At 72.9% G+C, this 19,373-nt stretch carries 16 protein-coding genes and 1 pseudogene; 8 read left to right on the top strand and 9 right to left on the bottom strand.

Going from position 1 to position 19,373, the window contains the following annotated elements:
- Positions 1-80: 80 nt before the first annotated feature.
- From ACZ6SA_RS42130 to ACZ6SA_RS42120, 3 genes are all read right to left on the bottom strand, one after another.
- A complete protein-coding gene (locus tag ACZ6SA_RS42130) occupies positions 81-419 on the bottom strand; it encodes a histone-like nucleoid-structuring protein Lsr2 (protein WP_347619729.1) in 339 nt (112 codons plus the stop codon).
- Between the two features lie 188 nt (positions 420-607).
- On the bottom strand, positions 608-904 hold the full coding sequence (locus tag ACZ6SA_RS42125) for a DUF3817 domain-containing protein (RefSeq protein WP_347649407.1): 297 nt from the start codon (positions 902-904) through the stop codon (positions 608-610).
- 72 nt (positions 905-976) lie between these two features.
- Positions 977-1,558 carry a dihydrofolate reductase family protein gene (locus ACZ6SA_RS42120; protein WP_465834655.1) on the bottom strand — a complete coding sequence of 194 codons (582 nt, stop codon included), beginning with the start codon at positions 1,556-1,558 and terminating at the stop codon, positions 977-979.
- A 99-nt stretch (positions 1,559-1,657) separates the two neighbouring features.
- Here ACZ6SA_RS42120 and ACZ6SA_RS42115 point away from each other — a divergent pair, with 99 nt between their 5' ends.
- The gene (locus ACZ6SA_RS42115; RefSeq protein WP_465834653.1) at positions 1,658-4,597 is read left to right on the top strand and encodes an AfsR/SARP family transcriptional regulator; all 2,940 of its coding nucleotides are present in this window, start codon (positions 1,658-1,660) and stop codon (positions 4,595-4,597) included.
- A gap of 72 nt (positions 4,598-4,669) precedes the next feature.
- On the opposite strand, the gene ACZ6SA_RS42110 is transcribed toward ACZ6SA_RS42115, so the two are convergent.
- The 3 genes and pseudogenes from ACZ6SA_RS42110 to ACZ6SA_RS42100 all read right to left on the bottom strand — a co-directional run.
- Positions 4,670-5,632 (bottom strand): helix-turn-helix transcriptional regulator, encoded by a 963-nt coding sequence (locus ACZ6SA_RS42110; RefSeq protein ID WP_347649404.1) that lies wholly within the window; start codon positions 5,630-5,632, stop codon positions 4,670-4,672.
- Positions 5,633-5,784: 152 nt separating this feature from the next.
- Positions 5,785-6,624, bottom strand: coding sequence for an RNA-guided endonuclease InsQ/TnpB family protein (locus ACZ6SA_RS42105; protein ID WP_465834651.1), 840 nt, complete (start codon positions 6,622-6,624; stop codon positions 5,785-5,787).
- Positions 6,625-6,899: 275 nt separating this feature from the next.
- Positions 6,900-6,968, bottom strand: a pseudogene (locus ACZ6SA_RS42100) (hypothetical protein); the annotation flags it as partial.
- Positions 6,969-7,148: 180 nt separating this feature from the next.
- Between ACZ6SA_RS42100 and ACZ6SA_RS42095 the strand changes: the two are divergent.
- Positions 7,149-7,841, top strand: coding sequence for an alpha/beta fold hydrolase (locus ACZ6SA_RS42095; protein WP_347649402.1), 693 nt, complete (start codon positions 7,149-7,151; stop codon positions 7,839-7,841).
- A 95-nt stretch (positions 7,842-7,936) separates the two neighbouring features.
- Entirely contained in the window at positions 7,937-8,905 is a 969-nt protein-coding gene (locus ACZ6SA_RS42090) for a threo-3-hydroxy-L-aspartate ammonia-lyase (RefSeq protein ID WP_347649401.1), read from the top strand.
- Between the two features lie 24 nt (positions 8,906-8,929).
- Here the strand turns inward: ACZ6SA_RS42090 and ACZ6SA_RS42085 are convergent, their stop codons facing one another.
- Entirely contained in the window at positions 8,930-11,737 is a 2,808-nt protein-coding gene (locus tag ACZ6SA_RS42085; protein WP_465834648.1) for an AfsR/SARP family transcriptional regulator, read from the bottom strand.
- Positions 11,738-11,839: 102 nt separating this feature from the next.
- On the opposite strand from ACZ6SA_RS42085, the gene ACZ6SA_RS42080 reads away from it, so the two are divergent.
- Positions 11,840-12,472 (top strand): pyridoxamine 5'-phosphate oxidase family protein, encoded by a 633-nt coding sequence (locus ACZ6SA_RS42080; RefSeq protein WP_465834646.1) that lies wholly within the window; start codon positions 11,840-11,842, stop codon positions 12,470-12,472.
- A gap of 25 nt (positions 12,473-12,497) precedes the next feature.
- Here ACZ6SA_RS42080 and ACZ6SA_RS42075 read toward each other — a convergent pair whose 3' ends face one another.
- Complete coding sequence (locus ACZ6SA_RS42075; RefSeq protein WP_347649398.1) at positions 12,498-13,316, bottom strand: hypothetical protein; 819 nt, start codon at positions 13,314-13,316, stop codon at positions 12,498-12,500.
- Positions 13,317-13,462: 146 nt separating this feature from the next.
- Positions 13,463-14,611, bottom strand: a complete 1,149-nt coding sequence (locus ACZ6SA_RS42070) for a PucR family transcriptional regulator (RefSeq protein WP_465834644.1) — start codon at positions 14,609-14,611, stop codon at positions 13,463-13,465.
- Positions 14,612-14,710: 99 nt separating this feature from the next.
- Between ACZ6SA_RS42070 and ACZ6SA_RS42065 the strand changes: the two genes are divergently transcribed.
- The 4 genes from ACZ6SA_RS42065 to ACZ6SA_RS42050 are packed head-to-tail and all read left to right on the top strand — an operon-like array spanning position 14,711 to position 19,315.
- Positions 14,711-16,000, top strand: coding sequence for an MFS transporter (locus ACZ6SA_RS42065; protein WP_465834642.1), 1,290 nt, complete (start codon positions 14,711-14,713; stop codon positions 15,998-16,000).
- A gap of 20 nt (positions 16,001-16,020) precedes the next feature.
- Entirely contained in the window at positions 16,021-17,019 is a 999-nt protein-coding gene (locus ACZ6SA_RS42060; protein ID WP_347649395.1) for a dimethylarginine dimethylaminohydrolase family protein, read from the top strand.
- An 8-nt stretch (positions 17,020-17,027) separates the two neighbouring features.
- Complete coding sequence (locus ACZ6SA_RS42055) at positions 17,028-17,642, top strand: urease subunit gamma (RefSeq protein ID WP_347649394.1); 615 nt, start codon at positions 17,028-17,030, stop codon at positions 17,640-17,642.
- The gene (locus ACZ6SA_RS42050; protein WP_443156763.1) at positions 17,639-19,315 is read left to right on the top strand and encodes an urease subunit alpha; all 1,677 of its coding nucleotides are present in this window, start codon (positions 17,639-17,641) and stop codon (positions 19,313-19,315) included. The genes ACZ6SA_RS42055 and ACZ6SA_RS42050 overlap by 4 nt, the downstream gene beginning before the upstream one ends.
- The last annotated feature ends 58 nt before the right edge of the window (positions 19,316-19,373 follow it).

Genomic DNA, 19,373 nt, shown 5'->3' with positions numbered 1-19,373 from the left:
GAGATGTGCTCGCCCGCGCGGCTCGATCGTGCCGGCGGCCCCGTTTCCAATAGGGCGGAGCCGGGTCCGGGCGCGCCCGGTCAGTGGGCCGCTTCGTACTGCTGGACGATGGTGGCGGCGATGCGGCCGCGCTCGCTCACCGGAAGGCCCTGGGCCTTGGCCCACCGCCTGATCTCGGTGGACTTCTCACGGCTGATGGACCGGGACGCGCCGCCGGCTCCGCGCCGCCCGCGGGTCCGCTCGGCGCGGACCGCGCGCGCCTTGGTGATGAAGGGCGCGAGAGCCTTCTCCAACTTCTCCCTGTTGTCGCCGGACAGGTCGATCTCGTAGTTAGTGCCGTCGAGGGCGAACGCGGTGGTTCCCTCGGCTTCACTTCCGTCGATGTCGTCGATAAAAGATTCAACGATGCGCTTCGCCATGATGGTGCTCCAAGGACGCTATGGTTGCAGCGTACTGTAGCCGCCTTCAGCACCATATGCATCGTCCGGGGTCGTGTGAGCCGCGTTTCACATGACCTGTCGCGGGGGTGCCGAGATCGGCGAAGTTGAAAAAATATTCAAGACAGCCCTATTCGTGGGGGAACCGGCGCCGCCGGCGACCGGCCCGGTCAGGTCGCCTGGCCGACCGCCGCGCGCGCCGCCATCCGGCGTTCGAACCACAACGAGGTGAACGGCGGCACCGCGCACGCCAGGCCCAGCACCACGGCGCCCCGGCTCCAGCCCGCCTCCCGCGCGGAAAGCACCACGCCGAGCGCGTACAACACGAACATCGCCCCGTGGATCGGCCCGAACACCTTCACGCCGAGCTCGCCGGTGGCGGTCACGTGCTTGAAGAACATCCCGACCAGCAGGCCCGCCCACGAGCACGCCTCGGCCACCGCCACGACCCGGAACCAACGCAGCATGCTTTCACCTTTCGCCCGAACGGAATTCGTACTCTACAGGCTGTAGAGCACGAACCCGTCACCTCCGGAGCGCTAGCGGACCACCCTGTAGCGCAGGTGGGTGGCGTTCGGACTGTCGATCACCGCGACGCGCTCCAGCAGGAACCGGCCGCCCAGATGTTCGAACAGCCGCGTGCCGCCGCCGAGCAGCACCGGAGCCAGATGGATCTGGATCTCGTCCATGAGGCCCGCGGCCAGGCACTGCTGGGCGACACTCGCGCCGTGCACGGCGACCACCTTGCCCCCGGCCACCGCCTTCGCCCGCTCCACGGCGCCGCGGACGCCGTCGGTGACGAAGGTGAAGACCGACGGTGCCCGGACCGTCTCCGGGGCCGGCGGGTTGTGGGTGAGCACGAAACACGGCACCGGGCCGGCCGGGCCGCCGTCCCCCCACCCTCCGTCGCCCTCGGCCAGGTCGTAGGAGAGCCGGCCCATCAGCAGCGCGCCGGCACCTTCGCGCATCCCGTCCAACAGCTCGGTGTCGCGCGGGTCCGGCTCGTGCAGCCACCTGTGCAGGACGTCGCCGCCGTCTCCCAGCTGCTGCTCGCGGGTGACGTCCGGCCCGGTGACGAACCCGTCCAACGACATCGAGATTCCTGAAATGACCTTGCTCATTGACAGTTCCTTCCCTGGTGGAGTCCGGCCCTCGGTACGCACCTCGGACGGGACGCTCGCCAGCCTGGCGGAGCGCGGTGGCAGTGTTGTGTCAGTCGCGTGAAACTCGCCGCCACCAGGAAGGGAACGATCCGCGTGTTGACCGTCGAGCTGCTCGGACAGCTGCGCGTCTCGGTGGCCGGACGGCCGGTCGAGCTGCCCGCCGGGCGGCTGCGGGCGCTGCTGGCCGTGCTGGCGCTGTCAGCGGGCCGGGTCGTCCCGGTGGACCGGCTGGCGAGCGCGGTGTGGGGCGCCGACCGGCGCGGCGACCCGCGGGCCAACGTCCGCACGAACGTCAAGCGGTTGCGCCGCGTCCTGGGCGCTCCAGCGGACCAGCTGATCGTGGCCAGACCGGGCGGCTACCTGCTGTCCACCGAGCCTGACCGCGTCGACGCGCTCCGCTTCGGCCGCCTGCTCGACGAGGCCGCGGCGGCGCGCGACCGGGTGACCGAGCGGTCCCGGGTGGCCGCCGCGCTCGACCTGTGGCGCGGCACCGCCTTCGACGGGATCCGCTCGGACTGGCTGGAGCAGTCCGTGGCGCCGGCGCTGCAGGAGCGGTACCTGACGGCGTGGGAGCGGCGGATCGACCTGGACCTCGCCGGCGGATCGTGCCCCGACCTGACCGAGCCCGCAGACCTGGCCGAGCGGCACCCGCTGCGCGAATCCCTCTGGGCGCGGCTGCTCCGCGCCCTGGAGGCGGCCGGCCGCCCCGCGGAGGCGCTGGAGCGCTACGAGACGATCCGGCGCCGGCTCGCCGCGGAGCTCGGCGCCGATCCCAGCCCCGAGCTGCGGCAGGTCCACGCCGACCTGCTCGCGGGCGGAGCCGCTCCCCGCGGACGCGTGGTGCCCAGGCAGCTGCCCGCCGCCCTCGACGGGTTCGCCGCGCGGGAGCCCGAGCTGGCGGCGCTCGACGCGCTGCTCGGCCCGCCCGACGAGCAGAGGTCAAGGGCGGCGCTCGACGCGCTGCTCGGCCCGCCCGACGAGCCGAGGCCCGGGTCGGCGCGGATCGCCGTGATCGCCGGCACGGCCGGCGTCGGGAAGACCACGCTCGCCGTGCACTGGGCGCACCGGGTCGCCGGCTCGTTCCCGGACGGCCAGCTCTACGCCGACCTGCGCGGATACGACCCGTCATGCGAGGCCGTACGACCGGAGACGGCCGTCCGCGAGTTCCTCGGCGCGCTGGAGGTGCCGCCGCACCGGATACCGGACGGACCGGCCGCGCAGGCCGGGCTCTACCGCAGCCTGCTGGCCGGGCGGCGCATGCTCGTGGTGCTGGACAACGCCCGCGACGCCGGCCAGGTGGCTCCGCTGCTGCCCGGCGCGCCGGGATGCCTGGTGCTGGTCACGAGCCGTGACCACCTCGCCGGGCTGGTCATGACGTACGGCGCGCGCCCGCTCACCCTCGACCTGCTGCCTCCGGACGAGGCCCGCCGGTTGCTGGCCCGCCGGCTCGGCCATGACCGCATCGCCGCCGACCCCGACGCCACCGGCACCATCGTCCGCCGCTGCGCCGGGCTGCCGCTGGCGCTGGCCATCGTCGCCGCCCGTGCCGCGATCCAGCCCGCGCACCCGCTCGGCGAGCTGGCCGGCGAGCTCCGGGACACCCTCGGCGCGCTCGACCGTGCCGCCGGCGTACGAGCGATCTTCTCGTGGTCGTACGAGACGCTCGGCGGCGAGGCGGCGGCGCGGTTGTTCCGGCTGGTCGCCGGGCTGCATCCCGGCCCTGGCTGCACGGTCGACGCCGCCGCCAGCCTGGCGGGCGTCCCGGTCTCGCGCGTACGGGCGCCGCTGGCCGAGCTGGCCCGTGCCAGCCTGCTCGCCGAGCACGCCCCTGGCCGCTACTCCTGCCACGACCTGCTGCGCGCCTACGCCTCCGAACTCTGCCTGGCCCGCGACGACGACAGGGACGCCGCGCTGCGGCGCCTCGCCGACCACTACGCGCACACCGCGTACGCCGCCGCGCTGCACCTCCACGGGCCCGTGGAGATCGAGGCTCCCGCGGCGCCCCTGCCCGGTGTCTCCGTCACCGGCTTCGAAGGATCTGACGAGGCGATGGACTGGCTCACGGCCGAGCGCCCCGCCCTGCTCGCCGTCCTGAAGGTCGCCGCCGATCTGGGGCTCGACCGGCACGTCTGCGATCTGGCCCGGGCGTTGTTCGTCCACCTGCACCGGCGCGGGCGCTGGCACGACCGGGCCGAGACCCAGCGGGCCGCCGTGGCCGCCGCCCGGCGGCTGGGCGACCGGGCGGAAGAGATCCGCGTACGCCGCAACCTGGCCGCCGCGCTGGCCGACCTGGGGCGCTTCGACGACGCCCACCACCACCTCGACGCCGCGCTGGAACGATCAGGTGACGACCCGGCCCACCAGGCGTGGACGCACCACTATCGCGGCCACGTCCACGCTCTCCAGGGCCGCGACGCCGAAGCCCTCGACGCCGCCCGCCGCGCCCACGACCTCTTCGCCCGGCTGGGCGACCGCCCAGGCCAGGCCATCGCGCTCACCGACCTCGGTCTCCACCACGGCCGCCTGGGGGACCACGGGCAGGCGCGCGACCTGTGCGAGCAGGCCCTGGCCCTGCACCAGGAGCTCGGCAACCGGCCCTACCAGGCCCACGCGTGGTCGTGTCTCGCCGACGCCCACCTCCGGCTGGGCGACACCGCCGCCGCGGTCGACTGCCACCACCGGGCACTCGCCCTGTTCCGGGCGCTCGGCGACCCGTACGCCGAGGCCAGCACCCTCGCCCACCTGGGCGCCTGCCACCGTCTCGCGGGCGACCACGCGGCAGCCCGCGAGCACTGGCGTCACGCCCACCTTCTCCTCGGCGACCTCGACCCCTCGACCACCGACCAGATCCGCGCCCAACTGGCTGCCCTTGACGGACTTGCCGCCGCCACCTTCTCCGCCACCCGTCCCGATGCCACCCGTCCCGATGGCACCCGTCCCGATGGCGCCTTCCCTGTGGACGCCTGTCCTGATGGCGCCTTCCCCGGCGGCGCCTGAGCTGATGACACCTTCCGGACGGTGCCCTCCCCGAGGTCGCCGCCTCGGCGGGACGGAGCGTGCGGGCCGGGGTCAGGGGCGGTCCGCCACGGCGGCGGCGAAACGCGAGGCGAGTGCCGCGACCGCGGCCCGGAGCTCCGGCCCGCCCTCCACCCGGAAGGCGAGCGGCACGCAGGCCAGCCACTCCTGCGCGTACATCGCCGGATTGCTGGTGCTCCCGGTGAGCACGCACCCGTCGCCCGACGGTTCGAGGCGTCCCATGGGCGGCCGGATCCAGGGCGCGACCTCAGCGGGCGGGGCGTCGAACACCACGCGGGTGGGGAACTTCCATCCCGTGCCCAGGTTCTCCTCCAGCGCCGCGACCGGGTCGAGGTCGCCGGGCGGTTCGAACGTGCGGGCCGTCTGCCGGACGGCGTGGATGCGGTCGACCCGGTAGGTGCGGATCGCGTCCGCGCGGTGGGAGTGGCACAGGAGATACCAGCGCCCGTGGCGGACGACGACCGCCCAGGGATCGACGTCGGCCTCCCATTCGTTGCCGGACTCGCTCCGGTAGGTGATCACGAGGCCGCGCCGGCCCGCGGCGGCGGCGACGAGCGTGCCGGTGGTGGCCGGGTCAGGGCGGGCGGAGCGCGGGTCGGGCGCGGCCGAGGCGTGCGCGCGCAGCGCCGCCGCCTGCCGGCCGACGCTCTCGGGCAGCGCGCGGATGACCTTGCTCAGGGCGGCGCCGACGAGGTCGTCGGTGCCGGAGGCGGAGGGCTGGCCGTCGAGCACCGCCATGACGAGGCCCAGGGCCTCGGCTTCGGTGAAGGCGACCGGAGGCAGTCGCGTCCCGCGCCCGAGCCGGTAACCGCCGTAGGGGCCTCTGGCCGAATCGACGGGGATGCCCGCCTCCCTGAGGATCCCGACGTACCGGCGCGCGGCCCGTTCCGTGACTCCCAGGGTGGCGGCGAGCTCGCCGGCCGTCACGCCGGGCCGGGCCTGGAGGGTTTCGAGCGTGCGCAGGGCGCGCGCGGTTGGGCTGAGGTCGGCCGGCACACGAGCAGACTAGGCGGCCACGGCAAGAACCGGAAGTACATCGTCCGGAATCGGTCCTATCGTGAGGTCGCTGCAGCGAACGTTATCTGTCCGTCTACTGGAGAAAGAGGACTGACGTGACTCCTCCGCTCCCTGAAGGAAGCGGCTTCTCGCTAAGCCGCTTGCGCAGCCTGGCGAAGGGCAAGCCCTGCCCTCAAGATGTTGACCGCCGCGTTCACGTCGGCGTGCGCGGCATGTCCGCACGCCGTACAGGCGAACGCGGCCTGGGTGACGCGATTCTCCCGTGCGCAGTGCCCGCAGCGGGCGCACGTGCGGGAGGTGCCGGCAGGGTTCACCGCGATCAGCTCTCGACCGGCGCTTTCAGCCTTGTGCGCGAGGATCGTCAGGAACACCCCCCAGCCCGCGTCCAGGATCGACCGGTTGAGGCCGGACTTGGCGGCGACGTTGCGGCCGGGAGCTTCGATCGTGCCCGCCGCCGAGCGGGTCATGTTCGCGATCCGCAGGTCCTCGTGCACGATCACGTCATAGGCGGTCACCAGGGCGAGCGCGGCCTTGTGCGCGCCGTCCAGACGTTGCCTGCGCACCCTGGCGTGCAACGCGGCCACGCGGGCCACCGCCTTACGCCGCCGCTTGGAACCCCGTTTCTTGCGGGCGAGGTCTCGCTGGGCGTCCGCCAGACGGCCGGCGGTGGCGGCCTGGTGGCGCGCATTGACCACCCGGCCACCGTCGGAGGTGGTGACGAGCGAGGCCACCCCCATGTCGATCCCGGCCACCGCGCTGGTGGCGGGCAGCGGTTCGGCGGGCACGTCGTCGCACGACAGCACCACGAACCACCGGTTGCCTTCCCGCTTTACCGCGATCGTCTTCACCCGGCCCTTGACCGCGCGGTGCCGGTGGACGCGGACGTGCCCGACGCCCTGCAGGCGCACGTAGGTGACGGTGGGGTGGCCGGGCTGGGAGTCCCACCGGCGCCGTCGCCGTCCTTCGGCCACTCGACCGTGCCGAACCGGCCGCGCCCCTTGAAACGCGGGAACCCCGGCGCGCGTCCGGCCCTGACGCGGTCGAAGAACGCGCGAAACGCCTTGTCGAGCCGTCGCAGGGTGGCCTGCTGCGAGGAGAACGACCAACGCCCCTGCCCGTCCGGGTCATCGGCGCGGATGTGTTTCAGCTCGGCCGACTGATCGCCGTACCGGACGCTCACGCCCGCCTTGGCGTAGGCGGTGCGGCGGTGCTCCAAGGCGGCGTTGTACAGCGTGCGGTGGTCTTCCAGGCACGCCGCGAGCGCCGCCGCCTGCCGGGCGGTGGGGCGCAGCAGGAGTTTGAACGACCTGCGCACACCCCACCTCCCGTCACGTTCGGTAACGACAACGCCACGATATCGGCTGGCGCCGACAAAACCAGGAAGGACATCCGTGATGCGCGAACCTGACAAGTCAGGGCACGCTCGGGCCTTGACGGCCCTCCCGCTACCGATTTACCCGTCGCCGCAAGGCGACGGTCCCCTCGGGAGACTCTGATGGACATCCTGCTCATCGGCGGCCTGTGGCTCGACGGATCCGCGTGGGACGAGGTCGTGCCCGAGCTCAGGGCGCTCGGTCACCGCCCGGTGCCGGTCGCACTCCCGGGCCAGGGCGACGGATCCGCCTCGGCCACGCTCGACGACCAGGCGGCGGCGGTGCTCGCGGCCGTGGACGCGGCGCGGGGAAGGCCGATGGTGGTGGGGCATTCCGCCGCCTGCACCCTGGCGTGGCTGGCCGCCGACGCGCGGCCGGAACAGGTCGCCAAGGTCGTCCTCGTCGGCGGTTTCCCGGCCGGCGACGGCGACCGCTACGCCGACTTCTTCGAGGTCGAGGACGGCGCCATGCCCTTCCCAGGCTGGGGGCCGTTCGAGGGGCCGGACTCCGCCGACCTCGACGAGGAGGCGCGGCTGCGCTTCTCGGCCGCCGCGATCCCCGTGCCCGAGGGAGTGTCCAAGGGAGTGGTACGGCTGACGGACGAACGACGGTGGGACGTCCCGGTCGTCCTCGTGTGCCCCGAATACACGCCGGCCCAGGCTCAGGAGTGGCTCGACGCCGGCGACCTGCCCGAGCTCGCCAGGGCCAAGCACGTCGACCTCGTCGACATCGACTCGGGCCACTGGCCCATGATGACCAGGCCGGCCGAGCTCGCCCGGCTCCTCGCCGAGGCGGCCGCCGAGACCGGGAGCTGATCGGGCGGCGCGAAGCGCGGGCAAGGGCTTCGGTAGCCTCACGTCAGGTCGCCGGCGACCGGCTCGACGCGCCACCTCTCGATGGGAGACACCGCATGACGTCCATTCCCCCGGTCACTCTGGACGACGTCCGCGACGCCGCGGCCAGGATCGAGGGCGTCGCGCACCGCACCCCGGTGCTGCGTTCGCGGACCCTGGACCGGCTGGTGGGCGCCGAGGTGTTCCTGAAGTGCGAGAACTTCCAGCGCGTGGGCGCGTTCAAGTTCCGCGGCGCCTACAACGCCGTTTCGCGCCTGCCGCGCGAGCAGCTGGTCAAGGGCGTCGCTGCCTACTCCTCGGGCAACCACGCCCAGGCCGTCGCCCTGGCCGCCAGGGAGCTCGGCACCACCGCGGTGGTCCTCATGCCCGAGGACGCCCCGCCGTCGAAGATGGAGGCGACCGCCGGTTACGGCGCCGAGATCGTCACCTACGACCGCTACTCCGGTGACCGCACCGCGCTCAGCGTGGAGCTCGCCGCCGAGCGGGGCCTGGCCCTGATCCCGCCCTACGACCACCCGCACGTGATCGCCGGGCAGGGCACGGCGGCCCTCGAACTGCTGGAGGACGCCGGGCGGCTGGACCTGCTCCTCGCCCCGGTGGGCGGCGGCGGGCTGATCGCCGGCTGCGCCACCGCCGCCGAGGGTCTGCACCCGGGCATCCGCGTGATCGGCGTCGAGCCGGAGGCCGGTGACGACACCAGACGTTCCCTGGAGGCGGGCCGGCGCGTCACCATCGACGTGCCGCGTACCATCGCCGACGGCCAGGCCGTGCCCACGCCGGGCGAGCTGACCTTCTCGATCAACCAGCGCCTGGTCGAGACCGTCGCGCTGGTCACCGACGACGAGATCCGCCAGGCCATGCGCTTCGCCTTCGAACGCCTGAAGATCGTCGTCGAACCCAGCGGCGCCGGCGGCCTGGCGGCCCTGCTCGCGGGGCGCGTGGAGCAGCTGCCCGGCCGGGTCGGCGTCGTCATCTCGGGCGGCAACGTCGACGCCCGCCGCTTCGCCGAGCTGTGCGGGCCCTGATCCCGCGACGTTGCGGGCGGCGGCTCACAGCTGGTTCCTGATGGGCAGCGGGACGTCCGGCACGGGCTGTGCGAGGAGCTGGTGGACCTCCTCCGCCGCGAGGAGGTTGGCGTCCTCCAAGAGGCGCAACGACCGCCGCCAGGACTCACGCGCGTCGTCGTGCCTGCCGAGGTCGTACAGCGTCTGGCCGAGCCACCAGCAGGACACCGCCTCCCCGAGCCACTGGCCGGTCTCGTGCTGGAGCCGGATGGCCTCCCGGTAGTGGCCGACCGCCTCGGTGAGCCGGCCCGCCGCCCGGCAGGCGTCGGCGAAGGTGTCCTGGCCTATCCCTTCCCCCGACGGGATCTGCAGGTCGGCCCAGAGATCCAGGACCAGGCGAGCCTCCTCGATCGCTTCTTCGAACCTCAGCTGCCGGTAGAAGACGTGCACGCGGTTGTTGCGGACGGACGCCTCGTGGTCGCGCCGGCCGCTCTCCTGGGTCAGGGCGAGGCTGCTGTCCAGGGCGGCCAGCGCGTCGTCGAACCTCCGGAGCATGGTGTAGGTGATGCCGAGGTCGTTGTACGTCCCCGCCTTGCGGAAACGCTCGTCCGTACGATCCCAGCAGGCGAGGGCTTCGTTGAGGTGATGGACCGAGGCCGCGAAGTGCCCTTGCTCCTGGAAGACGGAGCCGATGTTCGTGTGTCCCATGGCCAGGCCGACCCAGTCGTCACCCTGCTGGGCGATGTCCAGCGACTTCCGCAACAGCCCGGGGAGTTCCGTGAGCCATCCCTTGCGCCAGAAGAGCCAGTGGACGGCCTGAGAGAGACCGATCGCGGTGCGGGGGGCGGCGGTGTCGGCGGCGGCCTGGTGGGCGGCGGCGAGGAGGTTGTCCCGCTCGCTCTCGGCCCATGCGATCGCTGCTTCGAGGGTGGAGAGGTCGGTGCCGCGCCCGCCGGCCGGGTACGCCTTGATGGGCCCGTCCGAGGTGGGATCGAGCAGCAGGCTGGCGGTCTGGGCGGTGGCCAGGTAGTGCTCGAGGGCGCGGTTGACCGCGGTGGCGCGTTCGGGGGCGGTGAGGTCCACGGCGGCCTGCTCGCGGGCGTAGAGACGGACCAGGTCGTGCATCCGGCAGCCGCCGGGCCCCGCGGGCTCGAGGATGCGGGCGTCGAGGAGGCGGTCGAGCGCGGCTTCCGCCCTGTGCTCCGGCCAGCCGGCCAGGGCGGCGGTGGCGGCCGGGGTGAAGGTGGGGGTGTCGAGGAGGCCGAGGAACGTGAGCAGGTGAGCGGCGTCGTGGCCGGTGGGCTCTTCGCGCAGGTGGTGGTGGCTGACGGCGATGCAGGCGCGGACGGCCAGGTCGGCGTGTTCCAGCGCGTCGAGGCGGCGGGCCGCGTCGTTGAGACGGTCCGCGAGGTAGGAGAGCGTCCAGTCAGGGCGGGCGGCCAGGCGTGCCGCCGCGATGCGGACGGCCAGGGGGAGGCCGCCGCACAGCCGTACGATCTGCTCGGCGGCGTGCGGCTCTGCCTGGACGCGGCCCGGGCCGGCGATGCGGGCGAGCAGGGCGGTGGCGTCGGCGTGGTCGAGCCCGGTCAGGCGGAGATGGCTCGCGTTGTCGAGCGAGACCATGGCCTGCCGGCTGGTGATGATGACCGCGCAGGCGTCGCCGGCGGGGATGAGCGGCCGCACCTGGTGGGCGTGGCGGGCGTTGTCGAGGATGATGAGCAGGTTGCGGTTCGACGTGAGGGAACGGTAGCGGGCCGCGGCCTCCTCCAGGCCGGCCGGCACGGCTGAGCCGTCCAGGCCCAGGGAGCGCAGCAACTGGCCGAGCGCTTGGATGGGCTCCAGCGGCTGGAGGCCGGCGGCGGCGCCGTTCAGGTTGACGTACAGGACGCCGCCGGTGAAGCGGTGGGCGATGGCGTGGGCGGCGTGGACGGCCAGGGCCGACTTGCCGATGCCGCCGGCGCCGTCGATCGCGGCGATGGCCGGCGCGCCGGGTGCGGCGTCGGCGACCGCCTTGTCGAGCCAGGCGATCTCGGTGGCCCGCGCGGTGAAGACCCGCGTGTCGGCGGGCAGCTCGGCCGGGACGCCCGGCGCGCCGGGCGTCCCGGCGGCGAGGTCGAGCGCCGGGTCCCTGGTCAGCACCGCCTGCTGGAGCCGGCGCAGCGCGGCTCCCGGCTCGACGCCCAGCTCGTCGACCGTGACGCGCCGGGCCTCCTGGTACGCCGCGAGCGCGTCGGACGGCCCGCAGGCCCGGTAGAGCGCCAGCATCAGCTGGGCGCGGCGGCGTTCCCGCAGGGGATGCGCCTTGACGTGGGCGGCGAGCTCGGCCGCCACCTCCCGGTGTTCGCCGGCGGTCAGGCGCAGGTCGACGTGGTCTTCCTGAGCCGTGAGGCGCTCCTCGTCCAGGCGCGCGGCCTCGATCTGCGTCCAGGGGGCAGACATGCCGCTCAGCGCGGCGCCCCGCCACAGGCCGAGGGCCTGCCGGAACATCCTGCTCGCCGTCGTGCCGTCACCCCGGTCCCGGGCTTCCCGGGCCAGGCGGACAAGGCGGGAGAACAGGTGGGCGTCGACGTTCTCCGGGGCGAGGTTCAGCCGGTAGCCGCCGGAGACGGTCGCGATGATGTCGTCGTCCAGGAGCTCGCGCAGCTTCGACACCACGATGTGCAGCTGTTTGCCGGCGGTGGACGCCGTGCTCTCGCCCCAGACGTCGGTGAGGAGCCGTTCGGTGGAGACCGGGTGCCCGGCGTTCATGGCCAGCCGGGCCAGGAGCCCGATTCGGCGCTCCCCGGCCAGCTTGAGAGGCTCGCCGTTGACGGTGACCTCGAACGGCCCCAGAACGTTGATGCCCAGCCTCAAGGAGTGCTCCCGTCCCTCGCTCGGTGAGGACATTATGGGAGCTCTCCACCGCAAGTGCCGCTGTGATCGACGCTTCGTTCTAGTAAGGCATACCTTATAAAAATGGTGAATCCTTCCGAGATCCGTACCGTGGCGACCGAGGCCGAGCTCCGGGAGATCCTGAAGGAGCCGCCCCGCTCCATCTGGGACAAGGACATCGCCCGCATCGACGAGCACGCGCGCACGATCATCGCGCACTCGCCCTTCGTGCTGCTGGCGACCGCGAACGCCGCCGGGATCTGCGACGTCTCACCCCGCGGAGACCCCGCCGGGTCGGTGCTGGTCCTCGACGACCACCGGCTGGCGCTCGCCGACCGGCCGGGCAACCACCGGCTCGACAGCTTCCGCAACGTGCTGGAGAACCCGCACGTCGGGCTGCTGTTCCTCGTGCCGGGGATGAACGAGACCCTGCGCGTGAACGGCCGCGCGACGCTCGTGTCGGAAGCCCCCTTCTTCGACGACCTGGTCGTCCAGGGCAAGCGGCCGCGGCTGGCGGTCCTCGTCGACGTCGAGGAGCTGTACATGCACTGCGCGAAGGCGTTCCTGCGCTCGTCGTTGTGGGATCCGGAGACCTGGCCGGACCGCAGGAGCCTGCCCACGCTCGGGCGGATCGCCAAGGATCACATGGGCCTCAAGGTCCCCGCCAAGGCGATCGACGCCGGTCTGGCCCTGGACGCCAAGATGAACCGGTACTGACCCGCCGCGCGCCCTCGGATGCCGGCTACGAGACCCAGCCGGGCAACGGGTACGGCAGCTCGTCCCCCAGCTCCTCCCCGTCGATCACATCGCCTTCCCGCGGCAGGAGCACGGTGGCCCGGCGGCCCCACCCGGAGTAACGGGTGTCCGCCTCGACGCGGATGGAGCCGTCGTAGAAGGGGAGCACGGCCTCGGCCGACAGGCGCTCCACGAGCCCGGTCGGGCCGAGCCGGAGCACGTAGGACACCTTGCCCTCCCGCCCGCTCTTGGACCGCAGTCCGAAGCGCGACACGAAGGGACGGGACACCTTGACCAGCTCGCCGGTAGTGATCGTCCCGCGCAGCACTCCGTCCCGCCAGGAGGTGCGGTGCGCCACCAGGGCCCTGAGCGTGGCCTTGTCCAGGACGTCGAGCAGCCGGTTGCTGGCCGGCAGGTTCGTGGCCCGGTAACGCACCCACCGCTTCTCCTGCGGCAGTGCGGCGTCCACCAGGGCGCCCGAGACATAGTCGTCTTCTCCGGACGAGATGATCCTGAGGGGCATCGCGGCGAGGGCAAGGTCGTCCTTCATGCCCTTCGAAGCCTTCTTGCCGAAGCGTATGGACTGCGACAGATCGGCGGCGATCTCGTCCTGCGGGCCGAACCCGATCGTGCCGTCCGCGCTGGTGGTGTAGGAGAGACCGCGGCCGTGGTCGGTCTTCGCCGTGGACGTGATGGTGACGGTCCTGCCGGGCTGCAGCGCGGCCTCGACTGCCTTGACGGGATCGACCCCGGGCGCGGCCTGCGCGGGACCGGTGACCTGCGTCAGGCCCGTGACCACGACGATGCCGATGACGGTTCGTTTCATCACGTTTCCTCGGATGATGTGGAAGGTCACGATCAATCTCGTGCACCGAAGATCGGCGGTCAAGCCGGAGCGCGGCGAGCTGGATCGGCCCTCCACGCGGACGCTCTCGCTTTCGACGCGGTGCACGCCGGTGCCGGGGGAGCCGGTCACTCGTACGTGCGTGCCCGGAGTGCCAGGGTGACGACAGTGGCGTCGGCCGAGGCCATGACGTCGCGGCCGGTCGCGACGGCGAACTGGCGCAGCCGGTTCAGCACCGTGTTGCGGTGGCAGTAGAGCTGCCGGGCCGTCGCCGAGACCGAACCGGTGCGCAGGTAGCGCTCCACGGTCTCCAGCACCCTGGCGACGTCACGGGCCGGAAGCCCTCCCAGCCCGCCGAGCGCGTCGCGGACGAGGTCGGTCCTGAACTCGCCGAGCGTCCCCGCCGCGATCGCCGGCCACAGATCGCGGGCGGCGACGGGCCCGGACGCGTCCGGCGGCAGCGCGTACAGGGTCAGCTCGGCCAGCCGCACGGCCCTGGGCACCTCGGCGAGGCCTTCGACGGCAGGGCTCACCGCGCACCGGACACCGCCGAACCAGCCCTCGGCCGCGGCGGCGCCCGCCCGCGCGGGAAGCTGCAGCACCACGATCGACCCGGCGGGACGCTCCTGTTCGTGCGCGCGGACGTCGAGGACGCCGAGCTGATCGCGTACGGGACGAAGGGCCGCGAGGCGGCCCGGCGGGAACGCCACGACCACGTACGACGCGCTCTCGTCGAGCCCGAGCACGGTGGACACCTGCCGCCGGATGTCGGGATGGCGGCCGTCGCACTCCAGCAGCCGCGCGAACCACCGGGCCCGCTCATCCTGCCGGGCCTGCGCCATCTCCAGCACCCGTTGCTGGTAGGCGGCCATGATGCCCATGGAGTGGTGCTCCACCGCCTCCCACACGCGCGGAGCCTCGGCCACCAGGCTTGACAGGTCGCCGGGGCCGGCCCGCAGGCGCAGCTCGTCCCAGACGACCCGGGCGTCGAGGCGTACGGCCTGCAACAGCGTGTCCAGCGGCACCCCCGCCTCAGCCCGCGCCGCGCCGATCTCGGCGGACGCGCCCGCGACGTGTTCCGGCACCGGCAGCCGCCCGACGAGGCGCAGGATCAGTTCGAGGCTGCGGCGGGCGTCGGCCAGCAGGGTCTCCTCGGGAACGACCGTCCTGGCGTAGGGTGCGCCGATCCCGATCATCTCGGCGACGAAACGGTCGGCGAGCGGGGCGACGTCGCGCACCAGCTCGCGCGAGAGCCGGTCGACCACTTCGGACGTCATCCGCGCCCCCTCCCGCTGTGCGAATGCACAGTCTAACGGCGGCACCTGGGTGCCGATTTGCGATTGAACCGCAGATCAGAGGCACGACAGGGTGTCATTATGCAACCCACGGCTCACCCCCCGAAGCCGGAAACCAACCCCCGAACAGTCGCACTGGGCGCCTTCGCGGGCACCGCGCTGGAATGGTACGACTACTACGTCTACGGCACCGCGGCGGCGCTGATCTTCAACAGCCAGTTCTTCCCCGAGCTGAGCCCGCTCGCGGGCACGATGGCCTCCTTCGCCACGTTCGGCGTCGGCTTCGTCGCCAGGCCTCTCGGCGCGGCCGTCTTCGGCCACCTCGGCGACCGGTACGGCAGGCGCCGCATTCTGATGGTCACCGTCGTCCTCATCGGCGTCGTCACCGGGTGCATCGGCCTGCTGCCGACGTACGCGCAGATCGGGGTGGCGGCTCCGATCCTGCTCGCCACGCTCCGCCTGCTGCAGGGCCTGTCCGTCGGCGGCGAGTGGAGCGGCGCCGCGACGTTGGCGGTCGAGCACGCGCCAAAGGAGAAGCGCGGCATCTACGGCGTCATGCCGCAGATGGGCTCCCCGGTCGGCTCCTTGACGGCCACGGCCGTGTTCGCGCTGGTCAGCGTCTTGCCGGACGCGCAGTTCGAGTCCTGGGGCTGGCGCATTCCCTTCCTGCTGGGCTTCCCGCTGCTGCTGATCGCGCTCTGGGTTCGCAGCAGGGTGGACGAGTCGCCGGTGTTCCAGGAGATGCTGACCCAGCAGCGTGCCGCCAAGCGGCCGCTCGTCGAACTGGTCCGCACCAGCGGCAGGCGCCTGATCGCCGGTATCGCGGTGTCGTTCGTCGGCATCGGCGGCTATTACCTGTGCGGCACGTTCCTCGTCAACTACGGCTCGGACACCGTGGGCATCGACCGTACCGTGCTGCTCAACGCGGCCACCCTCGGATCCTTCATCAACCTGTGTCTCTACCCGGCGTTCGGCCGGATCGCCGACCGCGTCGGGCCGGGACCGGTGGCCGTCTGGGGGGCGGCGGCCTCCGCCGTGGCGGCGTTCCCGATCTTCTGGCTGGTCGGCCTGGGCAGCGCGGCGGGCGTCGCGGCCGGGCTGGTGCTCGGCGTGGTGCTGGTGTCGGTCAGCTATGCCGCGTGCGGGCAGCTGCTCAGCGAGATGTTCACCCGGGAGGTGCGCTACTCCGGCGTGGGCCTGTCGTACAACGTGTCCGGGGCCATCAGCGGGTTCGTGCCGCTGGGCGCGACCGCGCTGCTGGCCGCGACAGGGGAGAGCCTGTGGCCGGTCGCGGCGATGTTGTGCGTGTTCTCGCTGATCACCTTGTTCGCCGCCGTGGCGGCCAAGCGGCTCCGCGTCGCGGAGCTGTGACGTACGGAAAGGACTCGACCATGAGCACGATCGCCGACGACGGCGCGCAGCCCGAGCACTACTACCACAAGCTGGTCGGCCCCGAGCCGGAGCCGCCCTTCCAGGACCCGGCCGAGCTGGAGCGCTACTGGGGCCGCCGCTGGGGCGCCGCGGACGAGGTGAGCCGTCTGCGCACGGTGCTGGTACGCCGTCCGAGCAGCGGCCTGGCCGCGATCACCGCCGACGCGTGGGACCCGCGCGCCGGAGCGCTGGTCGATCCCGGACGGCGGTGGTACTGGCGCGGTGACAAGGCGCCGAACATGGAACTGGTGATGGAGCAGCACGCGGCGCTGGTGGCCGCGCTGCGGGCCGAGGACGTCGAGGTCGTCGAGGCGCCCGAGCTGCCCGACCACACCAAGTCCGTCTTCACCCGCGACCCGATGCTGACCGTGCCGGGCGGCGCCGTCGTCACCCGCCTGGCCCCGCGGATGCGGCGCGGCGAGGAGGCGTCGGTGACCAGGACGATCGCCGGGCTCGGCATGCCGATCCTCGGCACGATCATCGGTGCGGGGCTCGCGGAGGGCGGCACGTTCGTCAAGCTCCGGCGCGACCTGGCGGTGTTCGGCCTGTCGATCCGGTGTAACCCCGAGGGCGCGCGGCAGCTCGCCGGGATCCTCGAACCACTCGGCATCGAGCTGGTGACCGTGCCGCTGCCGGGCTATACGATCCACGTGGACGGGCAGTTTCACATGGTCGGCGAGGACCTGGCGCTGGCCAACACCCACCGCCTGCCGTACGAGTTCCTGGCCCGGCTGGACAGCCTCGGCATCAAGGTCGTCTCGCCTCACCCGGAGGAGCAGTACGCCTGCAACTCGCTCACGGTCCGGCCGCGGCGGCTGCTGTTTCCCGCGCACTGTGTGCGCACCGCCGACCGGCTGGTCGCCGAGGGCGTGGAGATCGTACCGGTGCCCTACGACGAGATCCTGAAGAACGGCGGTGGCATTCACTGCTCGACCATGGAACTCGTCCGCGACTGGTAGAGGGACCAATGCATCTGACTCCGGCGGAGCACGACCGCCTGACCGTCTTCACCGTGGCGGAGCTGGCCCGCCGCCGCCGCGACAGGGGCGCTCAGCTGTCCGCGCCCGAGGCCGTGGCGCTGGTCGCCGACGCCGTGTTCGAGGCCGCCTGGGACGGGCTGCCGATGGAGGCGGTGATCGCGGCCGGCCGCGGCGCGGTGCGCGCGGAGGAGGCCAGGCCCGGTGTCGCGGCGCTGGTCCGCCGGGTCGAGGTGGACGCGCTGTTCCCGGCGGGGACGGCGCTCGTGGCCGTCGACGACCCGCTGGGCCGGGAGCCGGATCCGGCGGACCCGGGCGCCGTCCTCCCGGCGGCGGAGCAGACGGCACCGGCGCCGGGCCGCGCCCGGATGGAGATCGAGGTGACCAACACCGCGGACGTCGACGTGCACGTCTCGTCGCACTATCCGTTCTGGCAGGTCAACGCGGCGCTGTCGTTCGACAGGGAGGCGGCGCGCGGTCACCGGCTGGACGTGCCGGCGGGCAGCAGCCTGTGTTTCCCGCCAGGGGTGACGATCACCGTGCGGCTGGTCATGCTGGGAGGAACGGCCACCGCGCCCCGGCTCACGCTTGGAGGCGAAGGATGAGCTTCGACAGGGCGACGTACGCGGCCGTATACGGCCCGGCCACCGGCGACCGGGTGCGCCTGGCCGACACCGGGCTGGTGGTCGAGGTCGAGCGTGACGACACCGAGGCCGGCGACGAGCTGCTCGGCGGCTGCGGCAAGACCGTGCGGGAAGGACTGCTGCTCACCAGCGGCCCCCGCAGCTCGGAGCTGGACCTCGTCGTCACCAACGCCCTCGTCCTCGACCCGCTGCTCGGCGTGGTCAAGACCAACATCGGCGTCAAGGACGGCAGGATCGCCGGGCTGGGCCGGGCCGGGTCGCCCGACGCAGTGAACGGCGTCGAGCTCGTGGTCGGCCCGCACACGGCGATGATCCCCGCCGAGGGAATGATCGTCACCCCCGGCGTGGTCGACTCCCACGTCCACCTGTCGAGCCCGGCGCTCCTCGACGTGGCGCTCTCCGCCGGGGTGACCACCGTGGTCGGCATGGGCCTCGGCGGGGTGTGGGACGTCGGCGTCAACCCCAAGCGCAACCTCGACCTGATGATCGAGGCCTGGCGGGAGGTGCCGGTGAACGTGGCGTTCCTGGCCCGCGGCTCGTCGGTGCGGCCCGCGCCGCTGGAGGCGGCCGTCCTCGCCGGGGCGGGTGGGTTCAAGGTGCACGAGGATTTCGGCGCGCAGCCTGCCGTCGTGGACACCTGCCTCGCGGTGGCCGACGCCGCCGACCTGCCGGTGGCGCTGCACACCGACTCGCTGAACGAGTCGGGCCTGCTGTCCGACACGATCGAGGCGACGCGGGGCCGTACGGTGCACGCCTACCACGTCGAGGGCGGCGGCGGGCATCCCGACCTGCTGGAGATCCTTTCCCACCCGCACGTGCTGGCGTCCTCGACCACGCCCACGCTGCCGTACACGGTCAACACCGTGGCGGAGCTGTTCCCGATGACGATGACCGTGCACCGGCAGAACGCGCTGCTGCCCGGAGACGCCGACGTGACCAGGAGCCGCGTGCGGGCGAGCGCTATCGCGGCGGAGAACGCGCTGCACGACGCCGGCGCGGTCAGCATCGTCAACTCCGACTCGATGGGGATGGGACGCGTCGGGGAGACGGCCCGGCGCACGTGGCAGCTCGCGGCGCACGCCAAGGCGGTGTCGGAGCGTCACGACCGCCACGACAACGAGCGGGTCCTGCGCTACCTCGCCAAGATCACCATCAATCCCGCGATCGCGCACGGGATGGCAGACCAGATCGGCGGCATAGCTCCGGGCAAGGTCGCCGACCTCGTTCTGTGGCACCCGGCCTGGTTCGGCGCCAAGCCCGAGCTGGTCGTGAAGTCGGGGTTCGTGGCCTGGGGCGTGAGCGCGTCCGGCGCGGCGTCCACGCGGGCGGGTCAGCCGCGGGCGTACCGGCGGTTCTTCGGCTCCATGGGCGACGCGCCGCGGCGCCTGGCCCACGTCTTCGTCGCCCGCGAGGCCCTGGAGGACGCGGCCGCGCGGCGTGCGCTGCCGGCCGGCGCGAGCTACCTGCCGATTCGCGACTCGCGAGGGCTGGCCCGCCAGGACATGGTCCTCAACACACGTGTCCCGCAGGTCCGCGTGCCGCGCGACGGCGGCCCTGTCCTGGTGGACGGAGGGCCGGTGGGTCTGCCGCCGGCGAGTCGGCTCCCGCTCACCCAGGTGCAGCATCTCGCGTGAGCCGGTCCGTGACGATTGTGCGAGCCGGCCCTGTCCGAGGTCGGATCGGGCTCGTGCG

Source organism: Nonomuraea sp. NPDC049378, assembly GCF_055586745.1.
The sequence above is the reverse complement of the archived record's forward strand: the minus strand, read 5'-3'. Positions and strand labels throughout refer to the sequence as shown.